The sequence below is a fragment of the Fictibacillus nanhaiensis genome (genome assembly GCF_036213205.1).
Taxonomy (GTDB): Bacteria; Bacillota; Bacilli; order Bacillales; family Fictibacillaceae; genus Fictibacillus; species Fictibacillus nanhaiensis_E.
In genome coordinates, this window is record NZ_JARMFC010000011.1 from 25674 (window position 1) to 45442 (window position 19769).

The window sequence follows — 19769 nt, forward strand, 5'->3', positions numbered from 1 at the left end:
TCAAACAAAAAAACGATCTCATTAAAAGAAATCGTTTTGTTTTACTATGTTCATGTAAACAATTGATTATAGGGGTGGGGCTTTCATTACGCAGGTATCAAAACAAACTGTTCAGTTTCTTGAATTGCAATTATTTGATACGTATGGCTTTTCAATTCTTGTCTAATCTCAATAGGAATTGTAAGTCTTCCTTTCACTCCAATTATAGGAGTAAAACGTCTTGCATTCAATTTATCTATAATAATTTTTCCATCTTCAACATCAATGCCTACTTTTTCTCCAATCTGAAACTGAAACTCTTCTCGCCATACGACAGGGAGGTGAAAATATCCTTTCTTGTTGTCGTAAAATTTATTTAATACAACTGACATCGTGTCACCCCTTAAAAAAATTACAAAATTTGTATACTTATACTAAAATGTTTATTTTTATAAATGTTACCATAATATTTCTATAATGTTCAATAATATTGATCTTGAAAAAAAAAGTCGAATGCCATGAATGATATTTTCTTTATCAAAAACAACACTTATCGCTTTTTCTATTTCATTGTCTACCCATAAAAAGTGCCTTAGTTGATTGGTAAGAAGTGTTAGGTTTTCAAGTGTGTAATGTTGGACATCTAAATTAAACGAAGACGATAAATCAATAAATTGTTCTAACGTAACAATTTCCTTAAAGCTACTTAGAGTTTGTTCATAGATCAATTGGAAATCACCTTTTAAAAAGCTAGCCCCAAATGTTTCACCCTTAATGTGTGATTGTATATTCTTCATAGGTTCACTCCATCTTTTACATATTTATGTGGGAAACGTTCTACATTTCTAAGTTTGATTAGCCAAATTTTGTTTGTACGGTTAACATATATTTTAACATTATATTCCATTTAATGTTAATTTAAAGTAGGAAGTTAAGATCTATAGCGTTAAAAAATGGGGGGGATAATTGTGGCAATTATTCATAAGGGAAGGCACACAGCAGCAGTGGAAGGGGACTTTGTCGTCTTTGTAATAGGGATGCGAGTTAATAAACTGCTTTCATTTACGAAGTGGATGCCTGTATTTAAAGCAATGGGTCCGATGATAAGAGAATTGTATCAAAACCCAGAGATTGGTTTTCTACATACAGAATTTCATTTTAGTTGGAGAAGAGTAACACTTATTCAATATTGGAAAAGCTTTGATCAACTTGAAGCATATGCACACGGTAAAACACACTTAGTAGCATGGAAAGAATTTAAAAAAAATATAGGTAACGATGGAAGTGTTGGTATATTTCACGAAAGCTATAGAATTATAAATCGTGGCGCAGAAGCCATTTATAACAATATGCCAAGAACCGGACTTGGAAAAGCATATTCAATAACTTCTGTAACGAAACAAACGGAATCCGCGAGAGAGAGAATGAAAATATAATGTAAATAAACCTGTATTCTAATAAATTTCCCCTACAGAGAGGATTATCAATAACATGATTAAAGCGGCTTTGTTTGATTTAGATGGTACGCTATTAGATCGGGATGAGTCTGTGAAACAATTTATTGATGAGCAATACAACCGGTTTGCAAAGCTAAAAAATTTTGTTAGCAAGGAGAAGTATGTTAAAAGATTTATAGAATTAGATCACCGAGGATATGTTTGGAAGGATAAAGTATATCAGCAGATCGTTTATGAATTTTCATTACCTGAACCTTCGTGGGAAGATCTTCTTACTGATTACATCAATGAATTTAAGAATTCCTGCGTTCCATTTCCTCATCTTATCGAAATGTTAGAGAACTTAAAAAGTAAAAACTACAAGCTTGGAATCATTTCAAACGGATTTGGACAATTTCAGATTGATAATATTAAAGCTTTAGGTATTAAAGAATATTTCGATATGATTCTAATTTCTGAATGGGAAGGAATAAAGAAACCTGACCCTCGAATTTTCAAGAGAGCATTAGAACATTTACAAGTATCTCCTTATGAAAGTATTTTTGTAGGTGATCATCCAGAGAATGATGTGAAAGCTGCTCAAGATGTTGGAATGAAAGGGATTTGGAAGAGAGATGCTCATTGGGAAGATGTTGAAGCGGATTATATTGTGAATGAATTGTCTGAAATTCCATTCATCATTGAAAAAATGAATAGTGCATGTGTTACTTAAAGCGATTTTTCATTTAGAAAAATCGCTTTTGTTTTGCAAGTGATTTCCCCATTCATCTCTAATTAGTAAAGTGCGATTTACTCCTTTATAATAATCCTAACAAACTTCTTTTTAGGAGGTACAACGATGAGCGCTGAAAAAATTCTAATTGTTGAAGATGAGAAAAAGATAGCAAGGATTATTCAACTGGAACTTGAACACGAAGGATACGAAACGGAAACAGCTACGACGGGTACGGAAGGATTAGAAAAATTCAAATCAGGTAAATGGGATCTGATTCTGCTCGACGTGATGCTGCCTGAGCTAAGTGGTCTGGAGGTTCTTAGAAGGATCAGAGCGACGGGTAGTCATATTCCAATCATATTACTAACAGCTAGAGATGCATTGCCCGATAAAGTCAGCGGGCTTGATCTTGGGGCAAACGATTATGTGACCAAACCGTTTGAAATTGAAGAATTGTTGGCTAGAATTCGGGCATTTCTCCGCATGAATCATCACAACACAGAAAATCAAGAAAGCGAAACTTATGAGCTAGGTGATCTGACCGTTCATTTAAAGACGAGAGAAGTTAAACGTGACTCTACCTTAATCGAGTTAACACCAAGAGAATTTGACCTCCTCGTTTTTTTGATACGAAATAAAAATCAGGTATTAAATCGTGATCAAATTTTATCAAAGGTATGGGGTTATGATTATTATGGCGATACCAATGTTGTAGATGTTTACATACGTTATCTGCGCAAGAAGATTGATTCCACTTTTTCGCATCCCTATATCCATACAATTCGTGGAGTAGGTTACACGATGAAGGAGTAACACATGAACATAAAGAATCGAATAACCTTGTTTTCAACAGTATGGCTTTTAATCATCCTTCTCATCACGAATAGTGGCATTTATCTTTTGTTTCAAAAGAATCTTCATGATCATGCTTTAGAAGGTTCAGAGACAAGAATAGTAAGCTTAACGGAAGCGGTTAAAACATCTTCTGAGACAAAAATGAACATGACACAGCTATTACGAGCATACCTTCCTGCAGATTCAATGATTCGAATTATTACGGGTGATAACCGTATAGATGCAACTTCATCAAGAATTACTGATGACGAAAAGGTCCAGGAAATCAAACCAATCTATAGATCCAATCAATACAGTGATGTTAAACACATAGACGGAATGGTATATACGGTTTCTCAACATCCGGTCATTTGGTCGGACGGAGAGATTGTTTCTTTACAATTGATCGAAAAAGAATCTTCCATTCCAAACACGTTGCAGATCTTAAGAATTGTTTTAATCATAGCAACTTTCCTCATCTTAATTCCTTCATATTTTGGAGGTCGGTTCTTGAGCAGGTTGATTTTAGTTCCGATCAGCAACTTAACGCGAACGATGGAAGAAAACCAGAAACGTGGGACATATAAGCGTATTGCGATCAAGAAGAAATCTAATGATGAACTGAATAAAATGGCAAGAACGTTTAACCATATGATGGACCTACTTGAAAACAACTACAAAAAACAAGAACAGTTCGTATCTGATGCTTCACATGAACTTAGAACGCCTCTTACTGTAATCGAAAGCTATGCGAAAATGCTGAAGAGGTGGGGAGGAAGTCAGCCGGAAATTTTAGAAGAAGCCGTAGAAGCGATTCACTCAGAATCACTCCGGATGAAAGAGTTAACCCAACAAATGCTTGTTTTGGCAAGAGATGAATCGCAAGTTGACCTGCAACTTCAACAAACCGAGTTGGTAGAGATGGCTAAAAATGCGGCAAAGAATTTGAGCAAGGCGTACGAACGTGAAATACACGTTCAATCCAATTTAGACGAAATTCATATAGACTGCGATTCATTAAAACTTAAGCAAGTACTCATCATCCTTTTAGATAATGCCATTAAGTATAGTTCGGACATGATTGAAGTGGAGTTAACCAAACAAGGAAACTCTGTCAGGCTCTCCGTAAAAGACTATGGAATCGGTATTCCAAAGGAAAATCTTGATAACGTCTATGATCGATTCTTTCGTGTAGATCAAGCTAGGAGCCGTGATACAGGCGGAGCTGGGTTAGGACTGTCCATCGCAAAACAAATCGTTTCTGCCCACCAAGGAAAGCTCCATTTAGTAAGTGAAGAAGGAAAAGGAACATTGGTTACAATGGAGATACCTGTGCAACAGAATTAATTCTCATCATTTTCTCATCTTATTCTTATGGAGCTTTCATTCTTATATGAGAAAATTCATGTAAAGGGGGAATACATATGAACAAAAAAATCGCTGTGATTTCTGGAATAATGATCGTTATTCTCCTTCTTGTTTTCGGAACAAGAGAGTGGGTGAACGGAAAACAGGGCAGTACATTAGAAAAAGAGGAAATGAACAGAATCGTAAGTACAAAATATACTGGAGAGATTCTATCTACAGAATTAACGAATAGAGACGATAAGCATCAGTACAAAACAGTGTTGAAAAGTGAACAAGGTGTTTATGTAATCTGGTCTGATGCGGTTTCAGGAGACATTCTTGACATGAACCGATCAGGTAAACAAGAATCACAAGAGGGTCGTATAACAAAGAATGAAGCAGAAAAAATAGCTGCTAAACACGGCGAAGTGAAGTCTGCTGAATATATGGAAGAAAACAAAGTCTATCTTGTCTCTGTCCAGAATGAAGGAAAAACATATACTTTACAAATTAACGGGACCACTGGGTACATCGTTAGTAAAGACGAGGTTGAAATTGAGAATGAACCGGCCGAGCCAAACACAAAAATAACAAAAGAAGAAGCTAGGCAAATCGCTCAAAAAGAAGTAAAAGGAACCATCACGGATATTGAGTTAGATGATGAAGACGGTGTGATTGTTTATGAAGTTGAGGTTGAAACGAAAACAAAAGAATCTCAAGTGATTATCAATGCGTTTTCGGGCGAAGTAACCTCCGTAACAATGGAAACAAAAGAAAGTGACTAAGAATGCTCTTATCTCTAGAGTGTTCTTTTTTTTGTAAAAACACCACCTTTTCTCATCGTTTTCTAATCTTCTCTTCTCTTTGTTCTCATTTTACCTGTCTATGATAAGGATATAGTAAAAAAACAAGGAGGAAATAAAAATGAAAAAACTAACAAAATTTATTGCTGGCACAGTATTAGTCGGTGGTATTGGAGTAGGAACATATACTTATGTAGAAAACACACCGAGCGCGTTTGCTGCTAAGAATGTAATTTCAGAAAAACAAGCAAAAGACATTGCGTTAGAAAAAACAAAAGGCGGAACTATTACTGAACTGGAACTTGATCGAGATGGTCTAAAAGATAAATATGAGATTGAGGTTCATAACGGCGATAAGGAATACGATCTTGACATAGCTGCAGAAACTGGCAAAATCTCTAAAATTGAAGAGGGTATGAAAGATCAAGATGATGATAACGACGATGATGGAGATGACGACAATGAAAGCTCCGATCTTAATGAAAGCTCGGATCGCGATGATAAGATAGATCCTGAAAAAATTAAGATTACTTCTGAACAAGCGCAGTCCATTGCATTAAAAAAAGTATCAGGAACAGTAAAAGAAATGAGTCTTGATGATGATTATGTTTACGAGTTTGAGATTCAAAAAGACGGTAAGGATATAGATGTCAACGTGAATGCTGTAACAGGTGAAGCTGTAGTTGATAATAATGACAATAATTAATGACAATAATTAAAATGAGGTTTCCTAACTAGGAGCCTCATTTTTTTGACTTAACGGTGTTATCTCTTCACGTTTTCATATACTCCAAGTATGGATAGTCTGTTCAACTATAGTTTAATGTCATTATTTTAATCATATAATGGGGCAACTTTTGCTAATTTACAATAGAAAATAAACAGTAGAATTAAGAAGAATACCCCTGTATAAAAAGTGAATTTCTTTTTGACAAAAATTCTCTAAACCCTTTAAGTATCTAACTTTGTTAAGTTTAAAATTCGCTTAAATAAGGAAAAAATCTTAAAAATAATATATAATCTTGTAAGTATAGAGTTGTTCATAGTAGTGTGAGGATTTTCTAAAAGAGTATCTTGACACTAAAATGGTCATTCTATGGATATTACATATTATTGGTTAGGATTTGAAAGGAGATTCATTGATGGATTCAATTTGGTTAGAGTACGGTTGGGCATTGTTGATATTAATTGGACTTGAAGGTCTTTTATCTGCTGATAATGCCCTTGTACTAGCGGTTATCGCAAAACATTTACCAGAAGATCAGAAAAAGCGTGCGATTAGTTACGGTATTATAATGGCGTTTGTCTTCCGATTTGGAGCACTTTTTGCCATTTCGTTCATCGCTAACGTTTGGCAAATTCAAGCGATCGGGGCAACTTATCTTTTATACTTAGGATTGAAGCATGTTATTCAAGCTAAATTCGGTAAAGAGAATGAGAAGATCCAAGAAGAAGTGGAAGAAGAAGCAAAAGGAAAAGGTTTCTGGCCGACAGTTGGTAAAATTGCTATCGCTGACTTAGCGTTTGCAATCGATTCAATCTTAGCTGCAGTTGCTTTGGCACTAGGACTTCCAGACTCACCACTAGGCGACTTTGGCGGCATGGATGCTGGACAATTCATAGTGGTAGTTCTTGGAGGAGTTGCGGGTCTAATTTTAATTAAGTATGCAGCTACTTGGTTTGTTCAATTACTTGATAAGCGACCTGCATTAGAAACTACGGCTTATGCGATCGTGGCATGGGTTGGGGTGAAACTTGCAGTAATTACCCTTGCTCACAAAGATATCGGTGTATTAGATCACCACTTCCCACACAGTACGGTATGGACAATCATCTTCTATGGTGTGTTAGTTGGTATTGCGGTAATCGGATGGTTTGCACCAGCTAAAGAGTCAAATAAGACTACTGAATCCTCAAGTTAAATAGAAGATCACAATTGCATATGTAATGAAAAGTCAGCAGAGAATGCTGGCTTTTTTATTTCGTGACAAATGACAAAAATAAATATTTGTCATTTGTTATTGAATGAGTTATTATAATTTTATTACTGATAAACGGAGGAGAAAAAGTTGAAAACAATTAACATTGGGAAAAACGGTACGGAAATTTCGGCGATTGGTTTAGGTTGCATGGGCATGTCAGATCTATACGGTAATGCTGACAGAAAGGAAAGCATAGCTACAATACATGAAGCACTTGAAAAAGGGATTACCCTTCTTGATACAGGTGATTTTTACGGTGTAGGTCATAATGAACTCTTATTAAAAGAAGCATTGCAGAGTACAAAACGCGAAAATGCTTTTATTTCTGTAAAAACTGGTGTGCTAAGGTCTCCTAATGGTGGATGGATCGGAATTGATAATCGTCCGCAAACGATTAAGAATGCTTTGGCATATACTCTTCAGCGATTAGGGACAGATTATATCGATTTGTATCAGCCGGCACGTGTAGATCCGAATGTGCCAATTGAAGAAACGATTGGTGCTATGGCTGATCTAGTAAAGGAAGGCTATGTAAAACATATTGGTTTATCAGAAGCGAACGCAGAAACGGTGCGAAAAGCACATGCTGTTCATCACATTAGCTGGTTGCAAATCGAATATTCATTGTTCAGTCGCGGTGTTGAAGAGGGAATTCTTCCAACTCTACGTGAACTGGGAATCTCGCTATCTGCTTACGGAGTATTATCAAGAGGACTTTTAAGTGGAAAATGGACAAAAGAACGTCAAGCTCAAATCGATTTTCGTTCATTTGCACCACGTTTTATGGGTGAGAACTTAGATCAAAATTTAGCTCTGGTAGAAGCTTTACGAGAAATTGCAAATGAAAAACAAACTACAGTCGCTCAGCTTGCAATAGCATGGGTAATGTCGCAAGGTAACGACATCATCCCGTTGATTGGTGCACGTAAACGTTCGCATTTAGAAGATGCATTTGAGGCTATAAACTTACAACTTAACGAAGCGGACCTTGTAAAAATTGAAGCGGCTGTACCTGCTAACAAAGTTGCAGGAACTCGGTATGCTAAAGAGCAAATGGCGATGTTAGGAGTAGAATAAAGTATGGCAGAACCATTAACAAAGAAACAAATTTTAGATGCAACTGAACAAGTACTTCGAAAGTTTGGACTAGAGAAAACTTCGGTTGTAGACGTAGCGAAGGCTCTTAATGTGAGTCACGGTACACTTTACAGGCACTTTAAGAGTAAAGCTACGTTAAAAGAAGCAGTAGCTGAACGGTGGTTGCATGAAGTCTCGGTACCACTCGCGTCAATTGTTGATAAAGAGGGAAGTGCAATTGAGAAGGTTCGCATGTGGTTAGAAAAGCTTATTCATATAAAACAAACCAAAGCTTCAGAAGATCCTGAGCTATTTGCGATGTATAATGCCCTTGCTGAGGAAAACGTAGAAAGCATTGAAAAACACATTAAAGAATTAATTTCTCAACTTGCAGAAATTGTTGAGGAAGGTGTTAACGCAGGAGAATTCCAAAATGATAACATAAATGAGAAGGCTTCAGCTATATTTTTCGCAACGGCTCGATTTCATCACCCTGCATTGGCAAAAGAATGGACTTCCCCCAATATAAAAAAAGAATTTAATGTTGTTTTTGATATTATAAAATTTGGGATTGTGAAAAACATTAAGTAATTTTAATTTTCATTAAGAGTCATTCTGAACTATTTTGTGCGTTAATTCATAAAGGATTAACGCATTTTTGTATGGAAATAGAAAGGTGATGCTATTTGCTAAAAATAAAGGAAGTGGAACATGTGGAAGCAACTGAAATTTTAAAAATAAATAAAGAAAGATGGGAAGTATCAGCCGAACGCTTTTTTGGAAGAACCGCTCTCCCTGAGTATGGGCCGCATTCGTTTAATGAAGAGAAACTACAACTTTTTGATTCAATACGAGATAAAAAGGTATTGGATATAGGTTGTGGCAGTGGACATTCGTTGCAATATATGGGGAGAGAAGGTGCCAAAGAATTATGGGGACTAGATTTGTGCACGAAGCAGATTGAAACAGCGAGCAATGTTTTACAAGATCAGCAAGTAGAGGTTACATTAGTTGAATCACCTATGGAAGAAAATCCGGGATTACCAAGCAATTATTTCGATATTGTTTATTCCATCTATGCTTTGGGATGGACAACAAATTTAAGCCTTACGTTCTCAAATATATTTAGTTATCTCAAACCAGGTGGTGTTTTTATCTTCAGTTGGGAACACCCACTTCATGATCGATTGAAATATGAGGAGTCTTCGTTACAGGAGTCTTCGTTCATCTTTAACAAACCTTATGTGAACGAAGGACCGGAATATAATGAAGCATGGCATAATTTAGCCGTTATCCATCACCGAAAACTAAGCACATACATAAATGCTTTAACTGAAGCAGGATTTAGGATAGAAAAAGTAATTGACGATGTATACTTACCTGAAGAGCATTCGGAAGATCCTGCAAGATGGTACTCCACTCAAAAAGCAAACCTTGTTCCAGCAACATTTATTATAAAAGCGACCAAAAAGTAAAAAACGTTTCAAAGGAGTTCATAAAATGTCTAAATGGAAACCTCAAGAATTCACTACAGAAGACAGGTTACAAGTTGCGAATGAGATTTTTGATACATTATTAAGCAAGTATAATGAACAGTTAATTTCGGTGGCTATTTTAAATGGAGAGATATTTGAAATGGAGTTGAAACTATGAAACCACGAGTCACGGTCATTACATTAGGAGTTGAAGACTTAGAGAGGTCGCTACAGTTTTATCGGGATGGTCTAGGTTTGCCTACTAAAGGTATAATAGGTAAAGAATTCGAGCATGGAGCTGTAGCTTTTTTTGATCTGCAGCAGGGATTGAAGCTTGCCATTTGGACCCGCAAAGATTTAGCACATGAGGCTAAGGTATCTCAGGGTACACCGAATCCAACTGAATTTACTCTCGGTCATAATGTGGGAAGTAAAGCAGAGGTTGATCAGATCATGGAAGAAGCGGAACTTGCAGGAGCCTTCATAACAGATCCAGCTCATGAAACGTTTTGGGGTGGGTATTCTGGTCACTTTCAAGATCCAGATGGACATCTGTGGGAAGTCGTTTGGAACCCTGATTGGGAAATTTCAGATTAAAGAAGTAATCGTTGAATTAAGAAATAAAATGATTGTGACATCTCGGAGAGGAGAACGCATATGACTAGTTTTGTAGATAGCCCTAACGGTGTATTTCCATCAGTTTGTTCTTTAGACTGCCCGGATCAATGTGGGTTGCTTATCCATAAAGAAAACGGAAAAATCGTTAAAGTCGAAGGTGATCCGGAACATCCGGTTACTAAAGGCTTTATTTGTAATAAAGTTCGAAACATGACTGAACGAATTTATGATGAAAAGCGGTTAAAATATCCGATGAAGCGTGTTGGAGCAAAAGGTGAAGGGCACTTTGAACAAATAAGCTGGGATGAAGCAATTGATACGATTACGAAGCGATGGAAGGAACTGCTTCAAAACGATGGTGCAGAGAGCATTCTACCGTATAGTTTTTATGGAAATATGGGTAATTTAGCAGCTGAAGGAATGGACCGTCGTTTTTTTCATAGACTAGGAGCTTCCAATTTGGATCGAAACATTTGTAACTCAGCAGGAGCTGCGGGTTACAAATATACGATGGGTGGGAGTTTCGGAATTGATCCCGAAGATACGATCCACTCTAAACTTTTCATTTTCTGGGGCATTAACGCCGTTAGTACGAATATGCATCAAGTATCACTTGCACAGCAAGCTCGTAAACAAAATGGAGCGAAGATTATCGTTATTGACGTCCATAAAAATCAGACTGCGCGCTTTGCAGACTGGTTCATCCCCATCTTACCCGGGACAGATACGGCTCTTGCATTAGGATTAATGCACATTCTATTTGCTGAAAACATGGTGGATCATTCATTTTTGGAACAATACACGGTTGGATCTGAACAGCTGCGTGAACATGTCGAACAATATGACCCTATTACGGTTTCAAGCATTACAGGTATTCCGGTAGAAGATATTTTGACGCTCGCTCGGATGTATGGCCAAACGTCTCCTGCGTTTCTTCGGATTGGAAACGGCCCACAACACCACGATAATGGTGGTATGTTTGTGAGAACTGTTTCTTGTTTGCCGGCTTTAACGGGGCAATGGACAGTTAAAGGTGGAGGAGCAATCAAAGGGAATTCGGCATATCTTGCGTTCAACACTGCTAACTTACAGCGGCCAGATCTGCAGCAAAATAAGAACACGCGTGTGATAAATATGAATTTGCTTGGAGAAGCATTGCTTACATTAGATCCTCCCATCAAATCTCTTTTTGTATATGGAACGAATCCGGCTGTTGTGACACCTGCAGGGAATAAAGTTCGTAAAGGGTTAGAGCGAGAAAACCTTTTTACAGTCGTTCATGATTTGTTTTTAACAGAGACGGCAAAATATGCTGATATTGTTTTGCCAGCCACATCTTCTTTTGAGAACACTGATTTTTATACGTCTTACTGGCATCATTACATTCAGCTTCAACAGCCTGTGATCGAATCTTACGGAGAATCTAAGTCGAATGTAGAGGTGTTTCGATTACTTGCTAAAGGCATGAATTTTTCTGAGACGGCATTTGATGATACGGAATCAGAACTAATTGATCAGTCATTAGATACTCCATCGAATCCATATATTAAGAGAATAAATTATGAAGTCTTGAGTAAAAAACAATATGTAAAGGCAGAGGTTGAATTTCCAACTAACCTCCCAACACCAAGCGGAAAAATAGAGTTGTATTCTGATAAGATGAAACAAGATGGATATCCAGCACTGCCGACATACATTCCTTTAAATAATGATTCTGATCATCCTCTTCGGTTTATCGCAGGACCAAACCATAACTTTCTAAACTCAACGTTTGCGAATCAAAACAAGCATGTCGACCTTGAAAAAGAACCAGTAATTGTTTTGAATCAGTTTGACGCCGATCAAGCAGGAGTGAAAGATGGTGAGAAAGTACGGGTGTGGAATGAGCAAGGAGAATGTGTACTAAAAGCGAGTGCAGGTGAGAATGTCTTACGTGGTGTAGCTGTAACCCAAGGGCTCTGGGGAGCAGATGATGATACAAAGCATCTAGTCAATTCTCTTACACCAGACCGCATAGCAGATATGGGTGGGGGAGCAACGTTTTTTTCAGGAAAGGTTTCTGTAGAAAAAATTTCATAAACATTAAACTAGGAAATTGCCATAACACATGAAGAAGCAGAAATTCTATTGTAGAGTTTCTGTTTTTTTACGTGTTGAATGCGATTCAATTTTATGATTCCTCGTTTTTACAAAAGGGTATACTACTTTTATAAACAGGAGGGAGGTGGAACGGATGGCTCAAGATGTACTTTGTGAAGTAAATAACTGTGTGTATAACGAGAAGGGTAATAGATGTGGTGCTTCTCAAATCTATGTAGTAAGCAACAGAGGAAATAAAGCGGATTCAAGTGATGAAACAGATTGCAAAACATTTAAAGCAGAATAACTTGTTTTGAAGACAGCCTCTAGCCAGGCTGTTTTTTTTGTTTTACCTGTTGTACATCCTAAATCCGCTAAGTGATAAGCTTTTTCAAATGAATTGTATATACTCTTTTCTTATGAGTCAAGAAAAAACATTATTACTTCTTGACCTTAATCTTATTTTGTGTGATTCTACGTTCATCGATTTTTTCATAGATAGTATCTATTTGACTTTTATCATTTAATATCATCAACTTATTTTCTATCATTAATTGTTTTAAACTTTTCTTTTTCATGTGATTTTTCCCTCTCAAATTGTAATGTATAAGTAAACTCCTCTAATTCTGCAACGCTTAATTCATATAAATGAATATCTTCCTTTTTATAGATCCCTTTTAACAACAAACTACTAATAAGGTAGTCCTTTTTATTTTGTAAATCATTTTGAAGATCGACCTTCATATTCATCACCTAATTTATATGTGGAATAGTATTTGGATATATAACCAATTGTTGTTTATATTCAGTATAAATGATAATGATTATCAATATCAAGTTTTGTTATGAGAATCTTTCAAAAACAATATTTATGTGAGTATTCTTTTAACTTAGGAATGAAATTAAAATAAAGAAAATGAGAGATCACTAATCTAATTTCTTTCTTAAAATTAAAAAGAGTGATTGACAATAAGTTATTTTGATACCTATAATTAATTATTGAAATTGATAATCATTATCATTTGGTTTATGAGGTGATCTGTATGAACGAGTCAAGATTTGTTATTGAATTAGAAGGTAAGCAGGATGTTTTTAGTTTTCGTCCAGTAGAGTTTGAGCGTGATGTAGATACTCTTTTTAATTGGATGCATCAGAGCCATATTGCACCTTTTTGGAAATTAAATCTACCAATTAAAGAATTTACTCAATGGCTAAACCATTCAATAGAATCAAAACAAAAAGATATCTATATCGGGTCGTATAATGATATTCCCATCTGCTATCTGATCGCTTATGCAGTCAAAGACGATCCAATTAAAAAGTATTATTCTTACCACAAAGATGATTTAGGCATGCATCTATTAATTGGTCCGCGATCCTATTTAAATAAAGAAGATGGTCTATCGATTATAAGAGGGATGATCTTGTTCCTGTTTGAACACTATGGAGCTCAAAGAATAATCGGAGAACCAGATGTCCGAAATCGTATAATTATTCCGATTTTAAAAGGTATGGGTGGTGAAGTAAAAGGAACGATTCAACTCCCGCATAAAAAAGCTACATTAATTATGGGTGAGAGAGAGTTAATCATGAACAAACTTGATAAAGATGGCATTCAAGTTACCTTCATTAACAAACTTTCACAAGAAGGTATAACATTATGATTACGATAGAGAATGTAGTAAACCCTCAGGTCACAATGTTGTTAGATTCTATTGCAGGCAAAATGGCAGAACTTAAACATCCGCCTCTTGATAAACTATCACCTGAACAATCAAGAACCTTTTATAAGATTGCTAGAACATACTTCCAGCCTTTACATGTGGACGGAGTAAAAATAACAAACTCAGTTATACCATCTTCGCATGGTCATAACATACCAATACGAATCTATACTCCATCTAACGTTGGTCCTTTTTCAGTTCTCGTTTATTTCCATGGCGGAGGATGGGTGTTTGGTGATCTCGATAGTTGTGATAACGTCTGTCGATACATTTCCTTACACGCCAATGTTATTGTAATCTCAGTCGGTTACCGCCTTGCACCTGAACATAAATATCCAGCAGCATTTTTAGATGCTGTTGAGGCAGTTAAGTGGACTTATCAACATGTCGAATCATTAAACGGTGATGTCAGTAAAATTGGAATAGGTGGCGAAAGTTCAGGAGGAAACTTAGCCGCAGCTACAGCTATGTATTTTAGAGACGAAGAAAACATTGAACTTTCGTATCAATTTTTGATTACCCCTGTATTAAACTATTGCTTTGATACCCCTTCTTATCAAGCAAACTATGTATACAACTTAACTACAGAAAAGATGAAATGGTTTTGGGGACATTATTTGCAAAAACCACAAGATGGGCTCGAGATTTATGCTTCTCCACTGCGTTCACAAAACTTCGATTTATTACCAAAAACGCTACTTGTAACTGCGGAATTTGATCCTTTGAGAGATGAAGGTAGTTTATATGCAGAATGTTTAACAAAAGCTGGTGTTAGAGTAGAACATCTTCATTATAATGATCTTGTACATAGTTTTATTAATATGATTGGCAATGGAGATCGTGCAAAACAAGCGTTAGTAGAGATATCTTCAAAACTTTATAATCTTCATCAACCCTAACAAATGCTCAGGTCATAACCTGGGCTAATTTTTTTAACAAGATTTCAAGTAAATTCTTTTTAAATTCCTCATATCTGTATCATTCTACTAATCCCCATTATATCGTCTTTTGAATCTATGCAATTTTTGAATTTCCTTTTTAAAAAGAAGTTAAATAAAATAGTTGGGAAATATATCCCGTCTCAAGTGCCTTTATAAGGCCTTAAAGACTAGGTTTTTCCCAAGTTCACGCCTTCAGTTAATAGGTATAATTATCTATGTAATCAAAGTTCGTATAGTTCTTTTTTAACATACGGTCTTTAATAATTTCGAAAGGGTGAATATTATGAAGCGAACTCTACTATCTGATAAACTACAATCACAATGGCATCCTACAAGGAATCAAGGGATTGATCCTAGTCAAACGAGTTTTGGTAGCTATGAGTACATATGGTGGGTCTGTTCCAAAGGGCATGAATGGGGAGCGACTATTCGTGAGCGTTATAAGAAGAACTTGGAATGTTCGGATTGTGTAAGAGAAGAAAGAGCATTAAAAAGATCGTACCAGTTCGAAGGAGTTTCAAGCGAGTCATTAGCGGAGGCAGATCCTGAACTATGTCTGCAATGGCATCCTACTTTGAATAAAAATCTTACAACAGCGGATGTTGTAAGTAACGAAGATTGGCCACGTAGATGGTGGAAATGTAAAAGAGGACATGAGTGGGAAGAAACCGTGAAGGATCGAATACATAACCCTAAAAGTGTATGTGTGTATTGCTCAGACAAAAAGGCGTATGAAAAAAACTGTTTGGCAACTATTCATCCCGAGTTTGTAAAAGAGTGGTCTACAGCGAATAATGGAAAAAGTCCACAAGATGTGGTTTATAATTCAAACGAGGAAGTGGCATGGGTTTGTGAAAAGGGACATGTGTGGCGAGAGAGAATTCGTAAACGGATTAAAAATAATTCGCGATGTCCAGAGTGTGTGAAAATGGAGCAATCATTATTCAATATGTTTCCAGAGATTGCAGCTGAATGGCATCCCGATCGAAATGGTACATTGTTCGGCGTTCATAAAACAGCTAAAGATGTTTCTTTTACTTCCTATAATAACGTTTGGTGGAAATGTAAAAAGTGTGGAGAAGAATACACAGCTAGGGTTAAGGATCGTGTGAAAGGAATCGGGTCTCATAATTGTTCTACACGGTATGATACATAATTGATTAATCTATTGAATTTCCAATTGTGATAACCCATTTATACAATTAATATAAAAGTAGGTAAATTATTATTTGTTCAAAATAAGATAGTTGAAGGAGGAAAGTATGGACGTTTATTCAGAATACTTATCAGCAATCGATGATCCCGATCAACGAAATCGAACTGAGGAATTATTAAAATGGGTGATTGAAAAGTTTCCTAATTTAGAACCTCAATTCAAATGGAATACACCCATGTTTACAGATCATGGTACATTTATAATTGGCATTTCAATAGCGAAACAGCATTTAAGTATTGCACCAGAAGAAGTAGCTATGTTGAAGTTCGCTGATGAAATTAAGAAAGCTGGCTATACTTTTACCAAGGGCTTATTCCGTATTCGTTGGAAAGATGAAGTGAATTATGAGCTACTTGAAGATATAATTGCGTTTAATATACAGGACAAAGCAGAATACACGAAATTTTGGCGTGAGTAATGAACGTAAGCATGATGTAAGAGTCATGCTTTTTTTACTTGTTGAAATCGCTCTACAGTTAATCTAAATCTTTATTAGATCAACATGAATGTTTCAATTAATTATTTGACTAATGATTATACTGGCTTGGTGCTACTCCCATCCATTTTTTAAACATCCTATTAAAATAAGATTGGTCACAGTACCCAAGATATTCAGCAATCTCACTAATTGTCATCTGTGTATTTTGTAGTAGATGTAAGGACGTGTTAATTCTTATTTGGTGCAAGTATTGAATGGGAGTACTTCCCACTACCTCTTTAAAAATTCCCGATACATAGTTAGGGGTAACACCTGCAAGTGAACTCAACTCTTCTATCGTAATATTACTTCTAAAATTTCGGAGTATATATTCTTGTATCTCGTTTGCTATCCGCTCTTTAGAAGGGGCCGTTCTGACTTCAGATGATTCTTGCGCGATTTGTGTAAGTAATTCTGACAATATACACCTTGCCATCCATTCAAAATATGGTTTTTTCAATAGCATTTGTGTAAAAAGGGATGAAAATCTTTGTTCAAAATATGGAGAGTTAAATGTCTTATACCGATACATCTCATTTTTATTTGTATAGTGCAAGATTTTCCAGAGATTTTCACTCTCCCATAAAAAGACGACAGTAAATTTTTGGTGAGTATCGTCAGCGTGGTTTTCCCATGCTCGATCTACACCTGATGGAATATATAGGATCTCTCCTTTAACCAACTCCACATCGACTCCATCGATCCAATACATCACCTTACCCTGTGTGACATAAACAAGTGTCGCACATCCACGGTCTTTTCCTATTCTCCACGTAGGATTAACGTCGTGATAAACGCCTTGAATGTTCATATATCCAACTCCAATAAGAAAATTTACTGGTGAATTATACAAATGAATATGGTTTTGTTAATTCCAATAATAACCTCAATATTGATAATATCAAAATAATCAGAAAATATATATAACCAAGTGAGGTGAGGTAAATACTTTGAACTCATTAATGAACCATAGTCAGTTTTGGAGATTATAGAAGGTAAGTAGCGTTAGATCAACTTTATACTGAGTTTTGAATCATCCAAATTCTATCTAACAAGTATCGGGAGGGGCATTATGAAATATACAGTTGCTTCATATTCATTCAATGGCTTGTTTAATCAAGGGAAAATAGATCTTTTTGGGTATTTAGAAAGCGTCAAATATCGTTATCATCTAAACTCAGTTGATATTTGGAACATGATGTTAACTAGTTATGATGAGGATTACTTAAAGAAGATAAGAGAAGCGATGGATGAGAAAGAGTTAACGCTCGCTAACCTTTGTGTGGACTGTGCAGAGGTATGGGACCAAGATCCGAATGCTAAAGAGCAGTGGTACCAAAACGCTCTAAAAAATTTGCGTGCTGCGGAAATTTTAGGAGCACGTACCGTTAGAATCGATATGGGTGGAAGAGATTTGACAATGACAGATGAACAATTTGAATATACAGTGAACCGATACCAAGAATATGCAAAAATAGCACATGATAGCGGTTTTAAAGTAGGGCCAGAAAACCATTGGGGAGCATCGAGGGATCCAGAAAACATTAAAAAGGTTTATGAAGCAGTGGATCATCCTTCATTCGGTATTCTATTGCACTTTGATAATTGGGATGTGGATAAAGAGAACGGTGATCGACTTTGTGCAAAATATGCATTTCATACGCATTTAGCAGCTTGGGTTATCCCTGACTGTGAAGAGAAGATCAAGATTTTGCAAGATGTTGGTTATCAAGGATATTTAGGTATTGAACATCACTCAGGAGAAAATGAGTACAGTCAAGTGGAATGGCAACTAGCTACCGCTCGAAATACGTGGAGAAACCTAATGTCCGCCCAGCATAAGAAAGTAGAGGTATAAGTATATGAAAAAAGTGAGAATCGGTATTATTGGTGTTGGCATGATTGGTAAAGTTCATTTGGAAAACTATGAAAAGATATCTGGGGCAGAAGTCGTTGCAGCATGTGATATTGATGAGATCGAGCTAAAACAAGTGGCAGAAAAGTACAATATTCCTGACACATATAGAGATTATCGAGAGCTGTTAGCCCGTGAAGATCTAGATGCAGTTGATGTTTGTCTGCATAATAATCTACACGCTGGGATTACGATTGAAGCATTAAGGGCAGGTAAGCATGTATATTGTGAAAAACCAATTGCAGGTTCTTACGTTGATGGAAAGAAAATGATTGATACAGCAAAAGAATGCGGTAAACAACTGCATGTTCAATTAAGCTTTCTCTACGGAATCGAAACGAAAGCCGCAAAAGTTTTAATAGATGAAGGAAAGCTTGGTAAACTATATCATGCTCGTTCTACCGGATTTAGAAGACGAGGAAGACCGTTTGTTGATGGATACGGAACCAAAGAATTTAATCAAAAAGAGAAGGCATCAGGTGGAGCATTGTTTGATATGGGTGTATATCGAATATCGCAATTGCTGTATTTAATGAATGTGCCTTCAGTTAAAACCATTACAGGTAAAACGTATCAAGAAATGGACATGGATGAAAAACGTAAAAATATAAGTGGATTTGATGTTGAAGAGCTCGGTTTAGGATTTGTTCGATTCGAGGGTGGTCTTACTCTTGATATTATCGAATCTTGGGCGATTCATTTGAATGGATTAGGTGGAAGCAGTTTAGTAGGGAATAAGGGTGGACTATCCCTTCACGGCCAAGTAAACGGAGTAAATACGCCATTAAGCTATCATACTACGATGGGTGACATGGACATGGATGCTACGTTTGATTTAGGAGCGGCAAATTATAGATGGCATCAACTTAGAGAGAACGAGGATGCCTATGACTCCTCACAAGATCATTGGATCGCGGCACTTCAAGGTAGAGTGGAACTGCTGCCGACCGCTGAGATTGCCCTTCAAACAATGTTAATCAGTGAAGGAATCTACTTATCAGATTCATTAGAGCGAGAAGTGACGGCTGATGAAGTTATTAAAATGTCTAAATCTACTATGATTCAGCCTATACTTAAAACTAAAAATGTAAGCGATTACAAAGTAAATCAGGAGCAATTAGGCTAATCG

General features: G+C 36.3%; 25 protein-coding genes. 20 read left to right on the forward strand and 5 right to left on the reverse strand.

Annotated elements, in window-relative coordinates:
- Positions 1-86: 86 nt before the first annotated feature.
- The gene (locus P4V41_RS12865) at positions 87-371 is read right to left on the reverse strand and encodes a hypothetical protein (protein WP_328085391.1); all 285 of its coding nucleotides are present in this window, start codon (positions 369-371) and stop codon (positions 87-89) included.
- 66 nt (positions 372-437) lie between these two features.
- A complete protein-coding gene (locus P4V41_RS12870) occupies positions 438-776 on the reverse strand; it encodes a hypothetical protein (RefSeq protein WP_328085393.1) in 339 nt (112 codons plus the stop codon).
- Positions 777-932: 156 nt separating this feature from the next.
- On the opposite strand from P4V41_RS12870, the gene P4V41_RS12875 reads away from it, so the two are divergent.
- The 14 genes from P4V41_RS12875 (at position 933) to P4V41_RS12940 (ending at position 12673) form a co-directional block, all read left to right on the forward strand.
- Complete coding sequence (locus P4V41_RS12875) at positions 933-1415, forward strand: DUF4188 domain-containing protein (protein WP_328085395.1); 483 nt, start codon at positions 933-935, stop codon at positions 1413-1415.
- Between the two features lie 55 nt (positions 1416-1470).
- On the forward strand, positions 1471-2148 hold the full coding sequence (locus tag P4V41_RS12880; protein ID WP_328085397.1) for an HAD family hydrolase: 678 nt from the start codon (positions 1471-1473) through the stop codon (positions 2146-2148).
- A gap of 126 nt (positions 2149-2274) precedes the next feature.
- Positions 2275-2964, forward strand: a complete 690-nt coding sequence (locus P4V41_RS12885) for a response regulator transcription factor (protein WP_328085399.1) — start codon at positions 2275-2277, stop codon at positions 2962-2964.
- Between the two features lie 3 nt (positions 2965-2967).
- Positions 2968-4332, forward strand: a complete 1365-nt coding sequence (locus P4V41_RS12890; protein WP_328085401.1) for a HAMP domain-containing sensor histidine kinase — start codon at positions 2968-2970, stop codon at positions 4330-4332.
- A 77-nt stretch (positions 4333-4409) separates the two neighbouring features.
- Positions 4410-5117, forward strand: coding sequence for a PepSY domain-containing protein (locus P4V41_RS12895; protein ID WP_328085402.1), 708 nt, complete (start codon positions 4410-4412; stop codon positions 5115-5117).
- A gap of 139 nt (positions 5118-5256) precedes the next feature.
- Complete coding sequence (locus tag P4V41_RS12900) at positions 5257-5841, forward strand: PepSY domain-containing protein (RefSeq protein ID WP_328085404.1); 585 nt, start codon at positions 5257-5259, stop codon at positions 5839-5841.
- Between the two features lie 436 nt (positions 5842-6277).
- Positions 6278-7057: a TerC family protein gene (locus P4V41_RS12905; RefSeq protein WP_328085405.1), complete on the forward strand. Its 780-nt coding sequence runs from the start codon at positions 6278-6280 to the stop codon at positions 7055-7057.
- Positions 7058-7204: 147 nt separating this feature from the next.
- Entirely contained in the window at positions 7205-8194 is a 990-nt protein-coding gene (locus P4V41_RS12910) for an aldo/keto reductase (RefSeq protein WP_328085406.1), read from the forward strand.
- A 3-nt stretch (positions 8195-8197) separates the two neighbouring features.
- Positions 8198-8785 (forward strand): TetR family transcriptional regulator, encoded by a 588-nt coding sequence (locus tag P4V41_RS12915; protein ID WP_328085407.1) that lies wholly within the window; start codon positions 8198-8200, stop codon positions 8783-8785.
- A 122-nt stretch (positions 8786-8907) separates the two neighbouring features.
- The gene (locus P4V41_RS12920; protein WP_328085462.1) at positions 8908-9669 is read left to right on the forward strand and encodes a class I SAM-dependent methyltransferase; all 762 of its coding nucleotides are present in this window, start codon (positions 8908-8910) and stop codon (positions 9667-9669) included.
- Between the two features lie 25 nt (positions 9670-9694).
- A complete protein-coding gene (locus tag P4V41_RS12925; protein ID WP_328085409.1) occupies positions 9695-9847 on the forward strand; it encodes a hypothetical protein in 153 nt (50 codons plus the stop codon).
- Complete coding sequence (locus P4V41_RS12930) at positions 9844-10266, forward strand: VOC family protein (RefSeq protein ID WP_328085410.1); 423 nt, start codon at positions 9844-9846, stop codon at positions 10264-10266. Before P4V41_RS12925 ends, P4V41_RS12930 begins: the two co-directional genes overlap by 4 nt.
- A gap of 60 nt (positions 10267-10326) precedes the next feature.
- On the forward strand, positions 10327-12366 hold the full coding sequence (locus P4V41_RS12935) for a molybdopterin-dependent oxidoreductase (RefSeq protein WP_328085411.1): 2040 nt from the start codon (positions 10327-10329) through the stop codon (positions 12364-12366).
- A 154-nt stretch (positions 12367-12520) separates the two neighbouring features.
- Positions 12521-12673 carry a DUF1540 domain-containing protein gene (locus P4V41_RS12940; RefSeq protein WP_328085412.1) on the forward strand — a complete coding sequence of 51 codons (153 nt, stop codon included), beginning with the start codon at positions 12521-12523 and terminating at the stop codon, positions 12671-12673.
- A 133-nt stretch (positions 12674-12806) separates the two neighbouring features.
- Here P4V41_RS12940 and P4V41_RS12945 read toward each other — a convergent pair whose 3' ends face one another.
- Both P4V41_RS12945 and P4V41_RS12950 read right to left on the reverse strand, forming a co-directional pair.
- Positions 12807-12944 carry an FbpB family small basic protein gene (locus P4V41_RS12945; protein ID WP_328085414.1) on the reverse strand — a complete coding sequence of 46 codons (138 nt, stop codon included), beginning with the start codon at positions 12942-12944 and terminating at the stop codon, positions 12807-12809.
- Positions 12904-13110 (reverse strand): Fur-regulated basic protein FbpA, encoded by a 207-nt coding sequence (locus P4V41_RS12950; protein ID WP_328085416.1) that lies wholly within the window; start codon positions 13108-13110, stop codon positions 12904-12906. Before P4V41_RS12950 ends, P4V41_RS12945 begins: the two co-directional genes overlap by 41 nt.
- A gap of 299 nt (positions 13111-13409) precedes the next feature.
- On the opposite strand from P4V41_RS12950, the gene P4V41_RS12955 reads away from it, so the two are divergent.
- The 4 genes from P4V41_RS12955 (at position 13410) to P4V41_RS12970 (ending at position 16665) form a co-directional block, all read left to right on the forward strand.
- Entirely contained in the window at positions 13410-14030 is a 621-nt protein-coding gene (locus P4V41_RS12955) for a GNAT family N-acetyltransferase (RefSeq protein WP_328085417.1), read from the forward strand.
- Positions 14027-14989 (forward strand): alpha/beta hydrolase, encoded by a 963-nt coding sequence (locus tag P4V41_RS12960; RefSeq protein WP_328085419.1) that lies wholly within the window; start codon positions 14027-14029, stop codon positions 14987-14989. The genes P4V41_RS12955 and P4V41_RS12960 overlap by 4 nt, the downstream gene beginning before the upstream one ends.
- A gap of 325 nt (positions 14990-15314) precedes the next feature.
- Positions 15315-16187 carry a zinc-ribbon domain-containing protein gene (locus P4V41_RS12965; protein WP_328085421.1) on the forward strand — a complete coding sequence of 291 codons (873 nt, stop codon included), beginning with the start codon at positions 15315-15317 and terminating at the stop codon, positions 16185-16187.
- A 106-nt stretch (positions 16188-16293) separates the two neighbouring features.
- Positions 16294-16665, forward strand: coding sequence for an iron chaperone (locus P4V41_RS12970; protein ID WP_328085423.1), 372 nt, complete (start codon positions 16294-16296; stop codon positions 16663-16665).
- Between the two features lie 109 nt (positions 16666-16774).
- Here P4V41_RS12970 and P4V41_RS12975 read toward each other — a convergent pair whose 3' ends face one another.
- Positions 16775-17536, reverse strand: a complete 762-nt coding sequence (locus P4V41_RS12975) for an AraC family transcriptional regulator (protein WP_328085425.1) — start codon at positions 17534-17536, stop codon at positions 16775-16777.
- A gap of 261 nt (positions 17537-17797) precedes the next feature.
- On the opposite strand from P4V41_RS12975, the gene P4V41_RS12980 reads away from it, so the two are divergent.
- Both P4V41_RS12980 and P4V41_RS12985 read left to right on the forward strand, forming a co-directional pair.
- The gene (locus P4V41_RS12980; protein ID WP_328085427.1) at positions 17798-18583 is read left to right on the forward strand and encodes a sugar phosphate isomerase/epimerase family protein; all 786 of its coding nucleotides are present in this window, start codon (positions 17798-17800) and stop codon (positions 18581-18583) included.
- A 4-nt stretch (positions 18584-18587) separates the two neighbouring features.
- Positions 18588-19766: a Gfo/Idh/MocA family oxidoreductase gene (locus P4V41_RS12985; RefSeq protein WP_328085429.1), complete on the forward strand. Its 1179-nt coding sequence runs from the start codon at positions 18588-18590 to the stop codon at positions 19764-19766.
- The last annotated feature ends 3 nt before the right edge of the window (positions 19767-19769 follow it).